General features: G+C 71.4%; 17 protein-coding genes. 10 read left to right on the forward strand and 7 right to left on the reverse strand.

What is annotated here, in order from left to right; translation table 11 throughout:
- Nucleotides 1-444: 444 nt before the first annotated feature.
- From FHG10_RS05615 to FHG10_RS05640, 6 genes are all read left to right on the forward strand, one after another.
- Nucleotides 445-1,629, forward strand: a complete 1,185-nt coding sequence (locus FHG10_RS05615; protein ID WP_152352329.1) for an NAD(P)/FAD-dependent oxidoreductase — start codon at nt 445-447, stop codon at nt 1,627-1,629.
- Nucleotide 1,630: 1 nt separating this feature from the next.
- Nucleotides 1,631-2,431: an SDR family NAD(P)-dependent oxidoreductase gene (locus FHG10_RS05620; protein ID WP_152352330.1), complete on the forward strand. Its 801-nt coding sequence runs from the start codon at nt 1,631-1,633 to the stop codon at nt 2,429-2,431.
- A gap of 125 nt (nt 2,432-2,556) precedes the next feature.
- Nucleotides 2,557-2,757: a hypothetical protein gene (locus FHG10_RS05625; RefSeq protein WP_152352331.1), complete on the forward strand. Its 201-nt coding sequence runs from the start codon at nt 2,557-2,559 to the stop codon at nt 2,755-2,757.
- Nucleotides 2,758-2,947: 190 nt separating this feature from the next.
- Nucleotides 2,948-3,274 carry a hypothetical protein gene (locus tag FHG10_RS05630; RefSeq protein ID WP_152352332.1) on the forward strand — a complete coding sequence of 109 codons (327 nt, stop codon included), beginning with the start codon at nt 2,948-2,950 and terminating at the stop codon, nt 3,272-3,274.
- A 123-nt stretch (nt 3,275-3,397) separates the two neighbouring features.
- On the forward strand, nt 3,398-5,038 hold the full coding sequence (locus tag FHG10_RS05635) for an FMN-binding glutamate synthase family protein (protein WP_152352333.1): 1,641 nt from the start codon (nt 3,398-3,400) through the stop codon (nt 5,036-5,038).
- Between the two features lie 66 nt (nt 5,039-5,104).
- The gene (locus FHG10_RS05640) at nt 5,105-6,919 is read left to right on the forward strand and encodes a thiamine pyrophosphate-requiring protein (RefSeq protein ID WP_152352334.1); all 1,815 of its coding nucleotides are present in this window, start codon (nt 5,105-5,107) and stop codon (nt 6,917-6,919) included.
- 28 nt (nt 6,920-6,947) lie between these two features.
- On the opposite strand, the gene FHG10_RS05645 is transcribed toward FHG10_RS05640, so the two are convergent.
- On the reverse strand, nt 6,948-7,661 hold the full coding sequence (locus FHG10_RS05645) for a GAF and ANTAR domain-containing protein (RefSeq protein WP_152352335.1): 714 nt from the start codon (nt 7,659-7,661) through the stop codon (nt 6,948-6,950).
- A gap of 15 nt (nt 7,662-7,676) precedes the next feature.
- On the reverse strand, nt 7,677-9,698 hold the full coding sequence (locus tag FHG10_RS05650) for a SpoIIE family protein phosphatase (RefSeq protein ID WP_152352336.1): 2,022 nt from the start codon (nt 9,696-9,698) through the stop codon (nt 7,677-7,679).
- Between the two features lie 340 nt (nt 9,699-10,038).
- On the opposite strand from FHG10_RS05650, the gene FHG10_RS05655 reads away from it, so the two are divergent.
- Entirely contained in the window at nt 10,039-11,148 is a 1,110-nt protein-coding gene (locus FHG10_RS05655; protein WP_152352337.1) for a Gfo/Idh/MocA family protein, read from the forward strand.
- Nucleotides 11,149-11,678: 530 nt separating this feature from the next.
- Here the strand turns inward: FHG10_RS05655 and FHG10_RS05660 are convergent.
- The gene (locus tag FHG10_RS05660) at nt 11,679-12,395 is read right to left on the reverse strand and encodes a hypothetical protein (protein ID WP_152352338.1); all 717 of its coding nucleotides are present in this window, start codon (nt 12,393-12,395) and stop codon (nt 11,679-11,681) included.
- A 131-nt stretch (nt 12,396-12,526) separates the two neighbouring features.
- On the opposite strand from FHG10_RS05660, the gene FHG10_RS05665 reads away from it, so the two are divergent.
- Nucleotides 12,527-12,736: a hypervirulence associated TUDOR domain-containing protein gene (locus tag FHG10_RS05665; protein WP_152352339.1), complete on the forward strand. Its 210-nt coding sequence runs from the start codon at nt 12,527-12,529 to the stop codon at nt 12,734-12,736.
- Between the two features lie 149 nt (nt 12,737-12,885).
- On the opposite strand, the gene folP is transcribed toward FHG10_RS05665, so the two are convergent.
- The 3 genes from folP to FHG10_RS05680 form a co-directional block, all read right to left on the reverse strand.
- Nucleotides 12,886-13,737 carry a dihydropteroate synthase gene (gene folP, locus FHG10_RS05670; protein WP_227488057.1) on the reverse strand — a complete coding sequence of 284 codons (852 nt, stop codon included), beginning with the start codon at nt 13,735-13,737 and terminating at the stop codon, nt 12,886-12,888.
- Between the two features lie 106 nt (nt 13,738-13,843).
- Complete coding sequence (locus FHG10_RS05675) at nt 13,844-14,968, reverse strand: magnesium and cobalt transport protein CorA (RefSeq protein ID WP_227488058.1); 1,125 nt, start codon at nt 14,966-14,968, stop codon at nt 13,844-13,846.
- A 162-nt stretch (nt 14,969-15,130) separates the two neighbouring features.
- Nucleotides 15,131-15,826, reverse strand: a complete 696-nt coding sequence (locus tag FHG10_RS05680; protein WP_152352341.1) for a hypothetical protein — start codon at nt 15,824-15,826, stop codon at nt 15,131-15,133.
- Between the two features lie 192 nt (nt 15,827-16,018).
- Here FHG10_RS05680 and FHG10_RS05685 point away from each other — a divergent pair, with 192 nt between their 5' ends.
- Both FHG10_RS05685 and FHG10_RS05690 read left to right on the forward strand, forming a co-directional pair.
- A complete protein-coding gene (locus FHG10_RS05685; RefSeq protein ID WP_227488059.1) occupies nt 16,019-16,657 on the forward strand; it encodes a TetR/AcrR family transcriptional regulator in 639 nt (212 codons plus the stop codon).
- A gap of 179 nt (nt 16,658-16,836) precedes the next feature.
- Nucleotides 16,837-17,574 carry an HAD family hydrolase gene (locus FHG10_RS05690; RefSeq protein ID WP_152352343.1) on the forward strand — a complete coding sequence of 246 codons (738 nt, stop codon included), beginning with the start codon at nt 16,837-16,839 and terminating at the stop codon, nt 17,572-17,574.
- 131 nt (nt 17,575-17,705) lie between these two features.
- On the opposite strand, the gene FHG10_RS05695 is transcribed toward FHG10_RS05690, so the two are convergent.
- Entirely contained in the window at nt 17,706-17,993 is a 288-nt protein-coding gene (locus FHG10_RS05695; RefSeq protein ID WP_152352344.1) for a hypothetical protein, read from the reverse strand.
- Nucleotides 17,994-18,008 lie beyond the last annotated feature (15 nt).

An 18,008-nucleotide genomic window follows, 5' to 3' on the forward strand; every position in this document is an offset into this window, starting at 1 on the left:
GCCGGCGCGTCGGGCGAGATCTCAGCAGTCGGTCGCGCCGCTCCTGGCCTCGGCGTGCGATGCACCGGCGCCGGTATCACGGGCTCTGCGCCCACCGGGGCCGCGGTGCCAAGGGCGGCCGCAGGGGCCTCGGTCTTCCCCACCCCAGCGGCGCGCTCGACGCGGGGCCCTGCAGGGGGCGCGGGGGACAGCAGACGATCAGCGATTTCCGGGGTCATGACAGAGTCCTCCGAGACATCCTGCGGCTCGACGGCCCTCTGCTGGACCACCTGTGACAGTAGCCCGGCTCCTGCCGGATTACAACTGGTCGCTGCGGCTTCCCGCCCCTATCGCACCCGGCCCTGGCCCGTCCCCCTGCCCCCGCGTAGGGTCGCGCCCAGCGCCGACGAGGGTCGGCCGCCGTGCGGCACGCGCCGTCACGGATGAGGAGAGGAGTTGGCAGACATGACCTCCTATGACTATCTGATCGTCGGCGGCGGACAGGTGAGCGACGACGCCGCCCGCGCTGTGCGCGAGAAGGATCGCGACGGTTCGATCGGCATCCTCAGCGATGACGTCGACGCTCCCTACACCCGTCCGGCGCTCACCAAGAAGCTGTGGACCGATCCGGAGTTCACCGAGGCGCAGGTGCCGCTGGGCACCGCGGAGGCGACCGGCGCCACGGTGCACCTCGGTGTCCGCGTGACCGCCGTCGACCCGAGTCGGCGCGAGGTGGTGACCGCCGACGCCGAGCACATCGAGTACGGGCGTCTGCTCCTGGCCACGGGATCCGAGCCGCAGGGGCTCCCCGGCGACGAGGACGAGGACGTCATCGTCTTCCGCTCGTTCGCGGACTACCGGGCGCTGCGCCGTCGCGCACAGCCGGGAGCGCGCGCCGTCGTCGTCGGCGGGGGCTACATCGGCTCCGAGCTCGCGGCCGCGCTGGTCCAGAACGACGTGGAGGTCACCCTCTGCTATCCCCAGGACGTCCTGGGGGGCGAACAGTTCCCCACCCGGATCGCCCGACGCCACCAGCAGCTGTTCGAGGATGCCGGCGTGCACCTGATGCCGGGTCGGCGGGTGGACGGGACCCGTCGCCGCGCGGACGGCGCCCTGGAGGCCGTGCTGGACGACGGCACCGCGCTCGCGGCCGACGTCATCGTGGTCGGTCTCGGCGCGACCCCGCGCGTGGACCTCTCGGCCCGTGCGGGCCTCGAGGTTCGGGAGGGCGTGGTGGTGGACACCCGTCTGCGCACGTCGGACCCGTCGATCTGGGCGGCCGGCGACATCGCGGAGTACCCCGACGCGATCCTCGGCCGCACGCGGATCGAGCACGTCGACCACGCCCGTGCGTCGGGTGATGCAGCCGGCAGGTCGATGGCGGGGGGCGACGCCCCCTACGACCACACGCCGTACTTCTACTCGGCGATCCTCGGCACGTCGTGGGAGGCGATCGGGAGCGTGCGCGCCGAGCTGCGCACGCACGAGGTCGATCTCGATGCGCAGCGCACGGTCGTCTACTACCTCGACGAGCAGAAGCGTCCGGTCGGCGTGCTGCTGTGGAACGTGGAGGGAGCGCGGGATCGTGCGCGCCAGGTCCTCGCCGACGCGCCGACCGATCCGGAGCAGCTCGACGGAAGGATCCGCTGACATGGACATGGGACTCGAGGGGCGGACAGCACTCGTCACGGGCGGCGACTCGGGCATCGGCTGGCACACTGCGAGGGAGCTCCTCGCAGAGGGCGCGTCCGTCGTCCTCACCGATCTCGAGGAGGAGGCGCTCGACGCCGCCGCGCGAGGCCTGCAGGCGCCGCCCGGCAGACTGGTCCACCAGCGGGCCGACATCACCAGCGTCGAGGACCTCCGCGCGCTCGGGCGCTTCGTCCGCGAGACCGTGGGCGAGATCGACATCCTGGTGCACTGCGCGGGGATCACGGGCGCACAGGGCCTCTTCCACGAGATCGACGACGAGGGGTGGGTGCAGACCCTCGAAGTCGACCTGCTCGGCGCGGTGCGCGTGACCCGGGAATTCCTCCCCGATCTCCGACGGGGCGACTGGGGCAGGATCGTGTACCTGACCTCGGAGGACGCCGTACAGCCCTACGACGACGAGCTCCCCTACTGCGCAGCCAAGGCGGGCGTGCTCGCCCTGGCGAAGGGCCTGTCGCGGTCCTACGCCACCGAGGGGCTGCTCGTGAACACGGTGTCTCCGGCGTTCATCCGGACTCCGATGACCGACGCGATGATGTCGCGCCGCGCCGAGCAGAAGGGAACGGACGTCGACGAGGCGATCGGATCGTTCCTCGAGGAGAAGCGCCCTCATCTCGAGCTGCGTCGACGCGGTCGGCCCGAGGAGGTCGCCGCGGTCGTGACCTTCCTGTGCTCGCAGCGCGCCTCGTTCGTGAACGGGTCGAACTACCGCGTCGACGCGGGGTCGGTCGCGACGATCTGACACGGGCCCCCGGCTTACCGCTCGGTCCCGAGCATTGCCGAGCGCTCCCCACCTCCCTAGCGTCGAAGACGAGCGCGGAGCTCACGCCAGTCCTCCGACTGGTGCACGACACGAAGGAGAGCGACATGGCTGACACGAACAACCCCGGGCAGTTCGGCAACCGCGAGGACACCGAGCAGCAGGCCCACAAGGGCGGCGAGGCGAGCACCGGCAGCTTCGGCGAGTCGAACGCCGCGGACCCGCAGGAGGCCGGCCGCGAGGGAGCGGTGGCGCAGCCCGCCGAGGCGAAGCGCGAGGGCGGCCGCAACAGCGGCCAGGGTTCCTGACCCGCACCGCGCTCCGGTCGACTGCCGGGCGGCGGGCCGCACAGCGGTCCGCCGCCCGGCGTGTCCGCGCAGAGGGTCCGCGTCCGGTGCGCTGCCGACCCCTCCCCGGGCACGAGCCCACGATCCGAACCACGGTCGCCGCGCCCTCGAGCGGACGCCCGTCGTTCCGAGCAGAACGAAGGCCTGCTGCATGTCCCACAAGATCTCCATCCTGGTGCGCGCGGACGTCGACAGCGAGGTGGTCACGATCCTGGTGACCGGTTGCCTCACCGGCGCCACGCGCGAGGTGCTCGCGTGCCAGATCGAGCGGGCCCGTCTGCTGGACCCCGCATCGCCGCTCGTCGTCGATGCCCGAGATGCACAGCACGTCGACCCGATCGCGCTCCAGCTCCTGCGCTCCCGGGTGGACAACCCGGCGGATCAGGACACCCGATGGCATCGCTCGGTCCCGGTGCGCTTCCTGGTGCCGTCGCCGCTCCCCCGCTGCCCCCTCGACGACCCGACCACCGCGGCATGAGCGACTGTCTCCCCCTGGACCCTCTTCGTGCAGACATCGCCGGACGCGCCGGGCCTGTGCAACGATCGAAGGCATCCAGGCGCTCGAGGGCGCCGTCCGCCCCGATGACGAGGTATACGCCCCATGACCTCCCGACATCCTTCCCGCGCCGCTCTCGGCCTCGCCGCCACCGCGCTGACGGCGGCCGGGGTCGCCGCGCTCGGTGCGCGCGATCTCCTGCAGCGCAGGCACTCGATCCTTCGGATCTACCCCGTGGTGGGCCATGCGCGCTGGGCCTTCGAGGCGATCCGGCCCGAGATCCAGCAGTACTTCATCGAGAGCAGCACCGATGGCCGTCCCTTCGATCGCGACACGCGCACGATGATCTACCAGCGCGCCAAGGGACTCGGGGCGGAGGACGCCTACGGCACGCAGAACGACATCACAGGCGCGGGCTACGACCACATCCTGCACGCCTCGAACCCTCGCGAGCCGCGCAGGATTCCCCCGCGGGTGCGCCTGGGCGGGCCCGACTGCACGCGCCCCTACGACACGGCGATGCTCAATGTGTCCTCCATGAGCTTCGGGTCGCTCTCCGCGAACGCCGTCCTGGCGATGAACCTCGGCGCCTCGATGGGCGGCTTCGCCCAGGAGACCGGGGAGGGGGGCCTCACGCGGTACCACCTGGAGCACGGCGCCGACGTCATCTGGGAGATCGGCACCGGGTACTTCGGCTGCCGCACACCCGAGGGCCGCTTCGATCCGGACGAGTTCGCCCAGAAGGCGACGAAGCCCGAGGTCAAGGGAATCCTCATCAAGCTCAGCCAAGGCGCGAAGCCCGGCGTGGGCGGTGTGCTCCCCGCAGCCAAGATCACCCCGGAGATCGCACGTGCACGCGATGTCCCCCAGGACCGCGACTGCGTCAGCCCGGCCGCCCACAGCGCCTTCTCCACCCCGGTGGAGATGATGCGCTTCGTGGCGCGGCTGCGCGAGCTGACCGACGGCAAGCCCATCGGCCTGAAGCTCTGCGTGGGAGACCGCTCGGAGGTGCTCTCGATGTGCAAGGGCATGCTGGAGACGGGCATCACGCCGGACTGGATCTCCGTGGACGGGGCGGAGGGCGGCAGCGGCGCCGCCCCGCTGGAGCTCGAGGATCATGTCGGCACCCCGCTCACGGACGGTCTGGTGGTCGTGCAGAACGCCCTGGTCGGCACGGGCCTGAGGGACCGGGTGGCGATCGGCTGCTCGGGGAAGATCGCAGGCGGCAACGACATCATCCGCCGCGTGGCACTGGGCGCGGATTTCTGCAGCGCCGCACGCCCCATGATGATGGCGACCGGGTGCATCCAGGCCCAGCGCTGCAACACCAACACGTGCCCCAGCGGCGTCGCCACCCAGGATCCCCGCCGCTCACGTGCCGTGGTCGTCCAGGACAAGGGCCCCCGGGTGATGCGCTACCAGCGGGCCACCGTGCTCTCGGCGATGCAGCTGCTGGCGGCGATGGGACTCGAGTCGTTCGACGACCTCGGCCCACGCCATGTGCTGCGGCGCATCGATCCGGCGCGCGTGATGACGTTCGAGGAGCTCTACCCCTGGCTCGAGGAGGGCGAGCTGCTCGACGGCGCCCGCGATGCCGCCTGGGCCCACGACTGGGAGATCGCCGACGCCCACCGCTTCCGGGGCGCGCGCCCTGCACACCAGCGCCATCGCACGCATCGCCGCGAGGACGACCGGGCAGAGGAGCATCCCGAGGAGCCGCAAGGGGGCAGTCCGCAGGACCGCTGAGGGCCGGCACCCGGCCTTCCGCGCACCAGGGGCCGCGCATGGGCGCGACCGGACAAGGAGAGCATCATGGCCGAGACCACCGTCAGCGACTTCATCATCGACCGCCTGATCGCCTGGGACCTCCACCGGTTCTTCGGGTACCCGGGCGATGGCATCGGAGGCTTCGACGGAGCCCTCGAGCGCGCCGAGCGCGCCGGCAAGGACTTCCGGTACATCCGGCCCACCCACGAGGAGATCGCCGCGTTCCTGGCCACCGCCCACGCGAAGTTCACCGGCGAGGCCGGCGTGTGCATCGCGACGTCGGGCCCCGGCGCCATCCATCTTCTGAACGGCCTCTACGACGCGCGCATGGACAACCAGCCGGTGCTCGCGATCGTCGGCCAGCAGGCGCGGGTCTCGATCGGCACCGACTTCCAGCAGCAGCTGGACCTCGAGCGGCTGTTCCAGGACGTCGCGGGGTACGTCGAGACCGTCACCACGCCGATGCAGGCGCAGACCGTGCTGGACCGCGCCCTGCGCATCGCGACGGCCGATCGCTGCCCGGCCGTGGTCATCCTCCCCGCCGACGTCCAGGACGAGCCCATGGAGGAACCGGCCGACGCCCACTTCGTCTCCCGCACCGGCATCGGCCGCCCCTCGACGCGTCTGCTTCCCCCTGTCGACGAGCTCCGCCGCGCGGCCGAGGTGCTCGGCGCCGGATCGAAGGTCGCGATGCTCGTGGGTGCGGGCGCCGCGGGCGCGACCGACGAGGTGCTCGCGGTCGCGGACCGGCTGGGCGCCGGCATCGTCACGTCGCTGCTGGGCAAGGACGTCGTCCCCGGGGACGTGCCGCATCACACGCAGCAGGCGGGCCTGCTGGGATCGCGCCCCAGCTACGACATGCTCAAGAACTGCGACACGCTGCTGATGGTCGGCTGCAGCTTCCCGTACACCGAGTTCCTCCCGGCCACCGGGCAGGCGCGCGGCGTCCAGATCGACCTCAAGGCCCAGAACCTCAGCCTGCGCTACCCGATGGAGGTGAACCTGCTCGGGGACGCCCGCAGCACCCTCGGTGCCCTGCTGGAGCTCCTCGAGCGCCAGTCGGACCGTTCCTGGCAGCAGGGCATCGTCGACGGCATGCGCGAGTGGGATGAGGTCACCGGGCGCCTGGCCGCGACCACGGCCGATCCCATCAATCCTCGGTACGTGTTCCAGGAACTGAACGAGCGCCTGCCCCGGAGGGCCATCGTCACCGCCGACGCCGGCAGCACGGCCGACTGGTACGGCCAGCACATCCGGCTGGGCCGCGACATGATGGGGAGTCTCTCGGGCAGCCTGGCCTCGATGATCGCCGCGATGCCGTACGCGCTCGCCGCGAAGTTCGCCCACCCCGACCGGCCCGTCGTGTGCACCATCGGCGACGGCGCCTTCCAGATGCTCGGCATGAACGAGCTCCTCACCGTCAAGCGCCACTGGCAGGAGTGGGAGGATCCGCGCTTCATCGTGATGGTGCTGCACAACGACGACCTCACGCAGGTCTCGTGGGAGATGCGCGAGGCGGGCGACCCCCGCTACGACACCAGCCAGCTGGTCGAGGACATGGACTACGCAGGGTATGCGCGGCTGCTGGGCCTCACAGGGATCAGGGTCGAGGACCCGGAGGACGTCGGACCGGCCTGGGATCGGGCGCTCGCGGCCGACGGGCCCGTGGTGCTCGACGTGCTCACCGATCCGAACGTGCCGCCGCTGCCGCCGCACGTCACGCTCGACCAGGCGCGCTCGATGGCGCAGTCCCTGCTCAAGGGCGATCCGGCCGAGCGCCGGGTGATCGTGGAGTCCGCCCGCAGCGTCGCGGCGAAGCTGTTCGCCACGGCGAAGGACACCTTCACGCGCGATCGCTGAGGGGCGCGGTCCGCGCCTCTCCTGCCTCTCAGCCATCGGCCCCCGTGGGGAGGGCACCGCTCTCGGTGACGTCCCTGGCGATGTCGCGCAGCTTGCGGTTCAGATGGTTGCTCGCGACCCGGAGGAGGTCATAGGCCTCGTTCTCGGAGATCCGGTGCAGGGCCATGAGGATCCCCACCGCCGCGCCGATCTGCCGGCTGGTGGTGAGCGCCGCCCCCAGCGTCGCGGCGCGGTCGGCGCTGTCGGCATGGGCGATCATCACCGAAGCGTGGATGGCGAAGAGGCTCGCGGTCGCGACGGCCTCGTCGTCCAGCCCGTCGCTCGATGCGGAATACAGGTTCAGCGCCGTGGGCGAGGGATCGTCGAGCAGATGGAAGGAGAGCGCGCCGCGCACGGGACTGTGCTCGAGGACGTGCGCCGTGAAACGCGGCCATCTGGTCTCCTGTTCGAAGTCCCGGCTCAGGACGGGCTCGTGCATGCGCGCGGCGTCCAGACAGGGTCCCTCCCCGAACTCGTACTGGCACTCGTCGACCTCGCGCACGACGTCGTCCAAGCGAGTCAGGCTGAAGGCGGGACGGTTCTCGGGGCGCACCGTGATGCCGGCCCAGTCGCACCCGTCGATGGAGGACGTGGCGAGGTCCACCAGGCGCTGGCGCGCGGTCGACGCCGCACCGCCGGCGTGGAGGAAGGCGCTGAGGTCACGGAAGTCTCGGGCGAGGTTCTCGATGCTGTCGGAAGGCATAGGAGGATTGTCCTCTCAGGACGCTGGTGCGGTGGACCCTGGGTCGCGGGGCGGGCCGTCGTGGATGTGGGGTTCGCTCCAGGGCAGGCCGACGACGTCCAGCACGGACTGCGCGGGCGTCCCGGAGGAGGCGATGAGGCACAGCTCGTGACCATGCGCGTCGTGGCGCGCACGCAGATCGAGGAGGACCCGCACGGCCGAGCTCGCGAGCAGCTGCAGACCCGAGAGATCGAGCGTGAGGTCGCGGAAGCCGCCGCGACCGCTGCGGCCGAGCTGCTCGGTGAGCCGCTCGGCGGAGGAGACGTCGGCAGAGCCCCTGAGCACGAGCCGGGAAGGATCGCGCTCGTCCTCGGTGATCTCGAGGCCGTCGTGATCGTCGCCCGGAGGAGAGGGCGCGCGCCCCTGGGGCATGGTGAGGTGGGGCGGGTGCCTCAGCGCTCGGCGCATCACGACGCGGCTCCCAGGGTCCCCCGGACGGCCCCGATGCGCGATCTCCAGGCGGTCGGTGGCGGACTCTGCGATCCACAGGCCGCGTCCGCTGGTGACTGAGGGCTGGGTGCGCTCGTCCCAGGTTCCCTCGTCGATGACGGATACTTCGAGCACACCGTCCTCGCCGAGAGCGGCGTCGACCCGCACTGTCCCGACGCCCTGCTCCGGGTAGGCGTGCTCGATCGCGTTCGTGATCGTCTCGGTGATGGCGAGATCGAGCCCCTGCAGCTCCTCCGGCGAGAGGTCGAGCGGCCTCACCCACTCGCTCAGCCTCCCCCGAGCCTCGAGCAGTCCGTCCACGGTCGCTGGGACCACGACCCGCACAGGCAGCTGCGGGGAGGCCAGCACATGCGCCGCGAGCGTCGTGATGTCGTCGTCGTACCCGGTGCGCGAGAGCAGCTCGACGGCGAGCTGGCAGATCCGCTCGGCGGGTGAGGACGCGGATCCCTCGGGCAGGGCGGTGTCGCGAACGGCGGCTCCGATGACCTCCTCCACGGCTCCCAGCCCCTCGTCGAGAGTGTGCCCGGCGCGCTCGATCAACCCATCGCTGAACAGCAGCGCCGTCTCCCCCGGTCCGATGGGCGCCGAGGCCGAGCGCACGGGACCACCGGTTCCCAGCGGCGTCCCACCGCTGGGCGCGAGCTGCCGGCTGGTCCCGTCAGCCGCCACCAGCAGAGGCGCTGGATGCCCGCAGGTGCTGTAGTCGATCCGACCCTCGCGGACGTGCAGCACCGCCGCGCAGAGGGTGCTCCCGCGCATATCTGAGCTGCGGGAGGCGATGTCGTCCGCCCGATGCACCGCCTCCCCGAGGTCGGACGATCGCGTGAGCGCCTCCTCGAGAACCACCCGGAGCTGCCCCATCGCCGCCGATGCCGCCACCCCGTGGCCGACGACGTCACCGACGACGAGGACCAGGCGCCCGCCGACCAGCGGAATGGCGTCGAACCAGTCCCCACCCGCGGCCTGCTCGCGGTCCGCGACCAGATAGCGCGCAGCCGTGCGCACCGCAGGCAGAACGGGGAGTGACGGCGGCAGCAGCGCCTTCTGCAGCTCGACGACGGTCTCGTGCGCCTCGTCGTACCGGCGCTCCGCCGTGGCCGTCGCGGACTCCGCGCGACATCGCTCGAGCACCCTGTCGGTGACGTCGATCAGCTGGGTGATGACGCCCGTGACCCGATCCCCCGCATCCTTCTGCGGTGTCAGCACGAAGTCCTGGTAGGACTCCCACGTGCTGCCGCCCCCGACGTCGAGCTGCATGCGCCACTCGTACGCGGTGGCCTTCTCGCCGGTGCGGTAGACCTGCTCCACGAGTCCGAGCAGCGCCTGGCCCTCGACCTCCGGGAACGCCTCGCGGACGGTCCTGCCCACGACGTGCTCGCGGCCCGTGAGCCGTCGGAGGGCTGCATTGGCGGCGACGATGCGGAACTGCGGACCGTGCAGGACCACCGTGGGCACGGGGAGGTCGTCGAAGCCGTCCCGTACCGCGCGGAGCTCGCCGACGCGGCGGTCGAGGTCCGCCTCGTCGCTGTGCTCGGTGCGTTGTGTCATGCGCGTCCACCTCCTGGGGCGGTACGGTGCCGTCGCGAGTCAAGAACGGGCCGGAACGCTCGCGAACAGAGGGCAGGCCGGACGGTCGAAAGCACCCGATCCCCGATAGGACGCCCACGAGCATGCCACGGGGTGCCGCCCCGCAGAACCGTCCCCCGTGCGCTGGATCGCCCAGGGGTTGCACGGCGCCATCGCCCCTGATCGCCGCCGTCGACGCGGTGATAAGGTCGTCACCGCACTTATCTATAGACCCGAAATCAACTCTTCGCACCGGGGCGATCCGCCACCTGACCGAGGATTCCGGGTCGCCTGTCAGCGCCGACGGAAGGGCCGCTCCCCCATGACCTCTCAGAACACTCCGATCCGCGCCGGCGTCGTCGGCATCGGCTGGGCCGGCCAGCAGCACATGGCCGCCTACGACGCGGCGCCCGGTGTCGAGCTGGTCGCGATCGCCGGCATGGAGGACGACGTCCGCGCCGAGCTCGCCGAGAAGTACGGGATCGAGGCGACCTACCGCGACTGGGAGTCGATGGTCGCGCGCGGCGACCTCGACGTGGTCAGCGTCGCCGTGCCCACCTTCCTGCACGCGCCGATCGCGATCGGCGCGCTGCGCGCGGGCGCCCACGTGCTCAGCGAGAAGCCCATCGCCCGCACCGGCGAGGAGGGCCAGGCCATGGTCGATGCCGCGCGCGAGGCCGGCCGGGTGCTCGAGGTCGTCTTCAACCACCGTCGGCGCGGCGACATCGAGGCGATCGCCGCGGCCGTCGAGGACGGCACCGTCGGCCGCCCGTACCACGCACGCGCCATGTGGCTGCGCCGGGCCGGGATCCCCGCGCTGGGCAGCTGGTTCACCAACGCGGCGATGTCCGGCGGCGGGCCCCTCGTGGACCTCGGCGTGCACGTGCTCGACTGGACCCTGCACATCATGGGCGAACCGCGCGTCACCGCCGTCTCCGCCGTCACCCACGCCGAGCTGGGCCCGCGCGGCCTCGGCGGGGCCGTCGGCGGGCTGAAGTCCGGCACCGACTCGGCCTACGAGGTCGAGGACCTCGCGAGCGCCCTGCTGCGCCTCGAGGGCGGCGGCTCGATCATGCTCGAGACCAGCTGGGCGACCCACCGCGCCACCCCCGACGAGTTCGGCATCACCCTCTACGGCACCGACGGCGGCGCCGACCTGAAGGTCGAGGGCTACGCGCCCTCCGGCGAGCTCACGATCTTCACGGGCGACGGCGAGGACGCGACCGACACCCCGGTCACCGCGCCCGAGGGCCGCGGCCACGGCGCCGTCGTCGAGCGCTTCCTCGAGCACGTGCGCGACGAGGCGTCCTGGTCGCAGCACGACGGCGGCGTGGGCCTCAGCCGCGCCCGCATCGTCGACGCCTGCTACGCCTCGGCGCGCCGGGGCCACGAGGTGCGGCTCGACGACAACGGGGAGATCGTCGAGAGCTGAGCGCTGGGGGCGCGCCGCGCCTGCCGCCCTCGCCGTCGCCCCGACCCGCATCTGCGGCCGACCCGTATCTGTGGCCGAGGGGTGCACCGCTCCGACGTGCGTGCTGCGGAGGGGTGCACCGCTCCACCGTGCATGCCCTAGAGGGGTGCATCGCCCCTGCGTGCGTGCCACCGAGGGGTGCACCCCTCCACCGTGTGCGCCTTACAGGGATGCATCGGCCCTGCACATGTCACCGGAGGGCCTATGTGCGACATCCGTGCCAGATATTGCACGGATGTCGCGTACACGCCGCTCCATGACACGGGACGCGGTGCCACGGCTCGCCGCGGGTCGTGGCGCACCGATCGGGGGCGGGTACGACCCGTCCGGCCCTGTCCGGCCCCGTCCAGCCCCGTCCGGCCCCGTCCAGCCCTGTCCGGCCCCGTCCGGCCCTGTCCATCCCTGACCGGACTGCCCTGACCTGCCCGGGCGCCAGCGTGCCCACGTGCCCGGGTGCCCGGGCCTGCCCGAACCCGTCCTCCCCGCGCCGCTCAGGCCCCGTGCTCCGAGCGCAGCAGGAGCAGCGACTGCAGCCAGGAGTGATGTGTGCTGGCCAGCGCCACGATGCCGTCGACGATGACCACGATCCCGCCCGTGGCCAGCAGCGCCGAAAAGATGAGCAGAAGGACCCGTCGGCGCGGGCCGAAGAAGTTCTCGAGGGCGCGCAGCACCCGAGTGTGCAGGCCGAACTGGGACAGCACCGTGACGGTGACCAGCGGCAGCTGGTAGATCACGTTCCATGCCACCAGCAGCACGATCTCCTCGAGCAGGCTGTGGGTCTGCATCGCGAGGCCCACCGCGATCGTGAAGGTCGGATCGGCGAAGGTCGTCAGCGAGAGCAGCAGTCCGCCCACGGCGAGCGAGCCCACCTGGTCGATCGTGTGGTGGTCCTTGGGCGGGCGAGGCCGCAGGGCGCTGCGGCACTGGTAGGCGGCGAAGCCGATCAGGGCGCAGCCCACGACCAGCTGGATGACCGAGACCCGCACCCCGGAATCGAGCACCGGGGCGACCCAGCGGCCGGCGAAGGCCAGGATCGGCTTCAGCACGAGGGTCACCGCGAGCACCGCGACGGCGTAGCCGCCCAGGAAGTACAGCAGGTGCAGGGGGCGCATGCCGCGCGCGAGGAACGTGGCGGCGATGACGCCGCCCAGCACGTCCATGGTGACGACGGCGAGGCCGAAGAAGGTCAGCAGGCCCGCGAGCGTCATGGCGCCGAGGTTACATGCGCTGCGTGGCACGATGGATCCGCCGAGGGGACGAGGACCAGGGCCGACGATCGGACCCGGGCAGGACTCGGGACGGACCCTCGTCCGGCTCCTCGGCCGATGGGAGGCGCACGATGACGCAGTTCGCGACGGGCGACCACGTGCAGTGGAACTCGGAGGCCGGCGTGGTCTCCGGGGTGATCACCGAGGTCCACACCCAGGACGTCGAGTTCAAGGGACGCACGCGGCACTGCAGCCCCGAGGATCCCCAGTACACGATCCGCAGCGACACGACCGATCACGTCGCGATGCACAAGGGCGGGGCGCTGACCAAGGTCAGCTGAGTCGGACGGGCCGGCGTCGGGCGCTGACGAAGATCGACTGAGTCAGACGGGCCGACGCCGGGCGACTGACCTCGGTCGACGGAGTCGGGCGGCCACGGTCACCGGCCGCCCCTCTCCGAGACGGGACAGCCCGCTGCCCCGCCCCGTCCTCACACGTTGTGCGTCGGATGCATGTTGTGCTCGAGGCGCACGGGCTCGCGCAGGCCCAGGATCGCCTCGGTCATGCGCACCGCGTCCACGGTCTCGGCGACGTCGTGCATGCGCACGATGCGCGCGCCCTTCATGATGCACACGGTCATCGCGGCGAGGGAGCCCGCCAGGCGCTCCCCCTGGGGGCGGTCGATCGACTCGCCGATGAAGTCCTTGTTCGAGACGGCGACCAGCAGAGGGAGCCCGATCGCCGTGAGCTCCTCGAGCCGACGGGTGATCTCCAGGGAGTGCAGGGTGTTCTTGTCGAGGTCGTGGCCGGGGTCGATGATGATCCGCTCGCGCGGGATCCCGGCCGCCTCGGCGCGTGCGACCTGGTCCAGCAGGGTCGCGCGGACCTCTTCCACCACGTCCTCGTAGTGCGCGGCGGGCTTCTCCTCGCGGGGCCTGCCGGCGCTGTGGCAGAGGATCACGTGCGCGCCGCCCTCGGCGACGGCGCGCGCCATCTCGGGGTCGGTCAGGCCGCTGGTGTCGTTGATGACGGCGGCGCCGGCCTCGAGGGCCGCTCGGGCGACGGCGGCGCGGTTGGTGTCGACCGAGACGATCACCTCGGGATGCGACGCGGCCAGCCGCTCGATCACCGGGACCACGCGCTCGATCTCCTCCTCGACCGAGACCGCGGGACCGCGCCCGAAGGGCACGCCGCCGATGTCGATCCAGTCGGCGCCGCGCTCGACCGCGCGCACGGCGCTCTCGACAGCTTGGTCGAGCGCGAAAGTGCGGCCCCTGTCGTAGAAGGAGTCCGGGGTGCGGTTCACGACCGCCATCACCGCGACACCATCGGTCAGGTCCATGCAGCGAAGGCCGCTGGGGCGCATCCGTCCACCTTTCTCGTCGGGCGGGACGCCGACTCATCCGTGGGGGCCAACCATACGGACACCTCGGACGATGGCGCCGCGATCACATCCACCGGCTGCGCTTGAACACGACGTACAGGACGACCGCGAGCCCGAGCATCAGCCCCAGCGCCATCGGATACCCGAAGGCCCAGTGCAGCTCCGGCATGTCGTCGAAGTTCATGCCGTAGATCGCGCCGATCAGGGTCGGGGCGAAGAGGATCGCCGCCCATCCGGAGATCTTCTTCATGTCCTCGTTCTGCCGCTGCGCGACGAGCGTCGCGTTGACGTCCAGGATCTGCGCGAGCGCATCGCGGAGGTCGCGGACCCGGGACGTATAGCGCGAGAGATGGTCCGAGACGTCGTCCAGGTACGCCCGGAGCTCCTCGGGGATGTCGTACTTCTCGAACCCTCCCTGCAGGGAGGCGACGACATCGCTCACGGAGGCGATCGTCTGCTGCATGTCGATGACCTCCTGGCTCAGTCGGTAGATGCGCTCGGCGACGGCCGCATCCCCGCTGAAGACCTGCCTCTCGATCTGCTCCTTGTCGATCTCGAGGCCGCGCAGCACGTGCCCGTAGTCGTCGACGATCGTGTCGAGCACCCGGTACAGGACCGCCTCAGGACCGAGGGACAGCAGGTCGAGGCCTCCGAGCAGCGAGCGCTCGCGCCGGGTGGCGGCGAGGGGATGACCGTCGGCGAGCGAGGGCTCCTCGTTTCCGTCGAGCCACCTGCCGTCCTGGCACAGCAGGGCCACGGCGCCCGCCCGCACGAGCAGGTGGAACTCGGAGAACTCGACCTCCTCGGTCTCGTCGATGTACCGCGCGGAGCGCATCACCAGGAACAGCACGTCCCCGTAGCGCTCGAGCTTCGGGCGCTGATGCCCGTTCAGCAGATCCTCGACCAGGAGGGGGTGCAGCCCCCACGCCTCCTCGAGCTCGGCCACGTCCTCGCGGCTCGGGTCCGCGTAGAAGAACATCACCATCCGGTCCGGGGACGAGTGCGAGAACTCGAGGGCATCGGCCACGGACGTCCCCTCGGGCGGCGCCGACGGCACCCCGCGGGAGACGTACCGGATCATCGGTCCGGCGCCGCCCGCGGCGACCCCGGCGGCTCGGGCGTCGCCACCCCGCCGGCCCGCGCGCTCCGGGCGGCGGACTCGGGGCAGACCATGACGTGGTGCGGGCATGGGGGTTCCTCCGCTTCCATGGAAGGGCTCGGGAGCTCGATCACTCGTCCGGCTCGTCGTCGACGCCTCGGGCTGTGGACATCGTAAGTGGGCGATGACGGTTCGCGGGCCGGGGTGCGGCGCGGGGCAGCATGGTCACCGCTGGGCAGTCGGCCGACGCGCTCAGCGCCTCTCCGCGTCGGCAGCGACGATCCAGTTGCGGAACTCGACCCCGAAGTGCCGGAGGTGGTGCTCCAGGACGTCGGCCGAGCACTCGGTGGGCAGGTAGACCGTCAGACGCGCACTGAATCCCTGGGCCGTGTCACCGAACTGCGTCAGCACCCGTCCCACGACGGTCCCGTCCTCGAGGAACAGGTTCGAGGCCATCCGGTGCGGGAACTCCGACTCGTTCTGGAGCTCGGCCGCCTCGCTCGTCCACCCGAGCGCGTTGCTCCCCCAGCCGCCCATGTAGAACGAGCAGACGTGCGGGCCGATGTTCTCGACGACCAGGACGGTGCCGTCGGGCTGATCGGCCATCACATAGTGCTCCGGGTGCGCGGCCAGGAGCGCCCGCTCGTCGTCGAACGCCGTGGACATCCAGGACATGAACTCGCCGGCGGTGAGCCCGTCCACCTCGAGGACCGTGGTCCCCGCGTGGAAGCGGCCGTCGGACGCCCGGGCCGCCTGACGCAGATACGCGTTGCCCTCCTCGATGTCGTCCCCGAGGAGCGCGAGCAGACCGTCGCGCCCCAGCCGATCCCGATACCGGGCGAGCGCGCGCTGCGCAGAGAACCGCTCGAAGTCGTCGAGGCTGCCGGGTCCCTCGGGACCGGCGGCGAGCGTGATGGTCATCGGCGGGAGCGCGAGGAGCTCGTCCATGGTCTGTCTTCTCTCGGAGTGCGGGGAATGCTGGGAGCGCTGCGGTGCTGCGGGCGCTGAAGTGCTGCGGGCGCTGAGGTGCTGCGGGCACCGCGGCCCCTGCGAGCACTGGATGAAATGCGAATCTTGATTCACATATTGTGCGCTCGCCCCGGCACTGTCAATGCGCGGGGCCTCGGTAGCATGCGAGAGATGACGGACACCACCGCTCACGGCCCCTCGATCCGCGAGCCGCTCCAGGCGCGGAGCGCGGCCACCCTGGCCCGCACTCTGGAGGCCGCCGAGGCTCTCGCCCTCGAGGTGGGGCTCGAGAAGATGACGATCGCCGCGGTCGCGGACCGTGCGGGGATCTCGGTGGGCTCCGTCTACCGCCGCTTCGACGGGAAGGCGCAGCTCGTCAGCACCCTCACGGGCAGGATGCTGGATCAGCGCCGCGACCAGGTCGCCGCCCGCCTGCGGGAAGCGGGCCCCTCTCTGGCCGACGTGCTGACCCGCTACGCCCACGCCCTCATGGAGGCCTTCGCGGACTCCCACGCGCTGTTCCCCGACCTGCTGACGGTCCGCGAGGCGGATGCGGAGGACCACGGAGCGCGGACGATCTCCGAGATCCGCGCGATCCTGCGGGACGCGGCCGCACCGCACGCCCACGAGATCCGACGATCGGACACGGCCGAGGCCCTCGACGCCGTCGCCGGCACTCTCCTCGCGGCGTGCTTCCACAGCTTCGTGAGGCCCGACGCGCTCCTTCCGCACATGACCCGCGACGACTTCGCGCAGGAGATCAGCGCGATGGCGATCGCCTACCTCCGCACGCCCGACGGCTTCAGCTGAGCGCGACGTCTCCCCGCTCGCACGATCGCGAGGAGAAGACCGGACAGCCCTCCGTCTCTGCCACGCCGGACGCTCGGCCCCAGTGCACCTCGCACGATTCCGGCTCCGGGGTGCTCGGCACTCGGTGCTCGGTGCTCGGTGCTCGGTGCTCGGTGCTCGGTGCTCGATAGTCTCGGCGCATGCTGCTCCTCATCGACCTCGACAACACGCTCATCGACCGCGACGGCGGCTTCGCGCGCTGGGCGGAGGGCTTCGTGGAGGACCTCGGAGGCGATCAGGAGGATCTGAGCTGGCTGCTGGCAGCGGATGCTCACGGCTACGAACCGCGCCGCACACTCGCGGACGGACTGCGTGAGCGGCTGGGGACGAGCATGCCCGCGGAGGAGCTCGTGATGCACCTGCGACGAGGCCACCTCCCCTTCATCTCCCCCTATCCCGGCGTCGTCGAGGAGCTGCAGCGCCTGCGCACGCGCGGCGTTCCCGTCGTCGTCGTCACCAATGGGCGCACGGATCAGCAGTCCCGGAAGCTCGAGCTGACCGGCATCGGCGAGCTCGTCGACCACGTCGTGATCTCCGAATCGGTCGGGGTGAAGAAGCCTTCCGCAGGGATCTTCGCGGCAGCGCTCGACGGCCTCGGGCTCCGCGAGGAGGCGGGGACCGTATGGATGATTGGCGACCATCCTGACGCGGACATCGCCGGAGGGCGCGCCGCGGGATGCGAGACCGGGTGGGTGCGCCACGGCAGATCATGGGAGGACCAGGAGCACACCTGGCAGCCCACCGTGCAGGCCGAGACCACGCTCGAGGTGCTCCGGCTCATCGCAGAGGACCCCGAGCCTGCCGACCTCACCGGGCGGGCAGGGCGCACGGGGCAATCGCAGACCCTGGAGCGCCAAGCGCACCCGGGGCACCCATAGTTCCTGGAGCGCCACGAGCACCTGGAGCGAAGTCTCGCGCGGGGGCGAGCACTACGCGTAGCAGGAGGTCGGGTGACCCTCGAATATGCACGTGACCCGACCTCCCACTACGTGTAGTGACCGGGGGCGCTTCAGCCCTTCTCGCCGACGCTCTCGATGAGGCGCCAGACCTCCGCCTTCGCCTCCTCGGCGCGGGCCGTGCGCGGATCGTCCTCGGTGAGTTCGCGGCGGCAGTCCTTCACGAGCTCCTCGACCTGCAGGGCTGCGTCCTCGGCGCGGCCTTCGCGGGCGCAGGCGATCGCGAGCTCGGCGCGCACGTCGATCACGGCGGCATCGAAGGCGTTCGGGGCGTCGGGACCCGCGAGCATGGACGCGAGGCGTGGGTAGAGCTCGGCCGTGGTGGGACTCGGCATGGTCATCGGGTCCTCCGGTTC

The sequence above is a fragment of the Brachybacterium subflavum genome (genome assembly GCF_009299795.1).
Classification (GTDB): Bacteria; Actinomycetota; Actinomycetes; order Actinomycetales; family Dermabacteraceae; genus Brachybacterium; species Brachybacterium subflavum.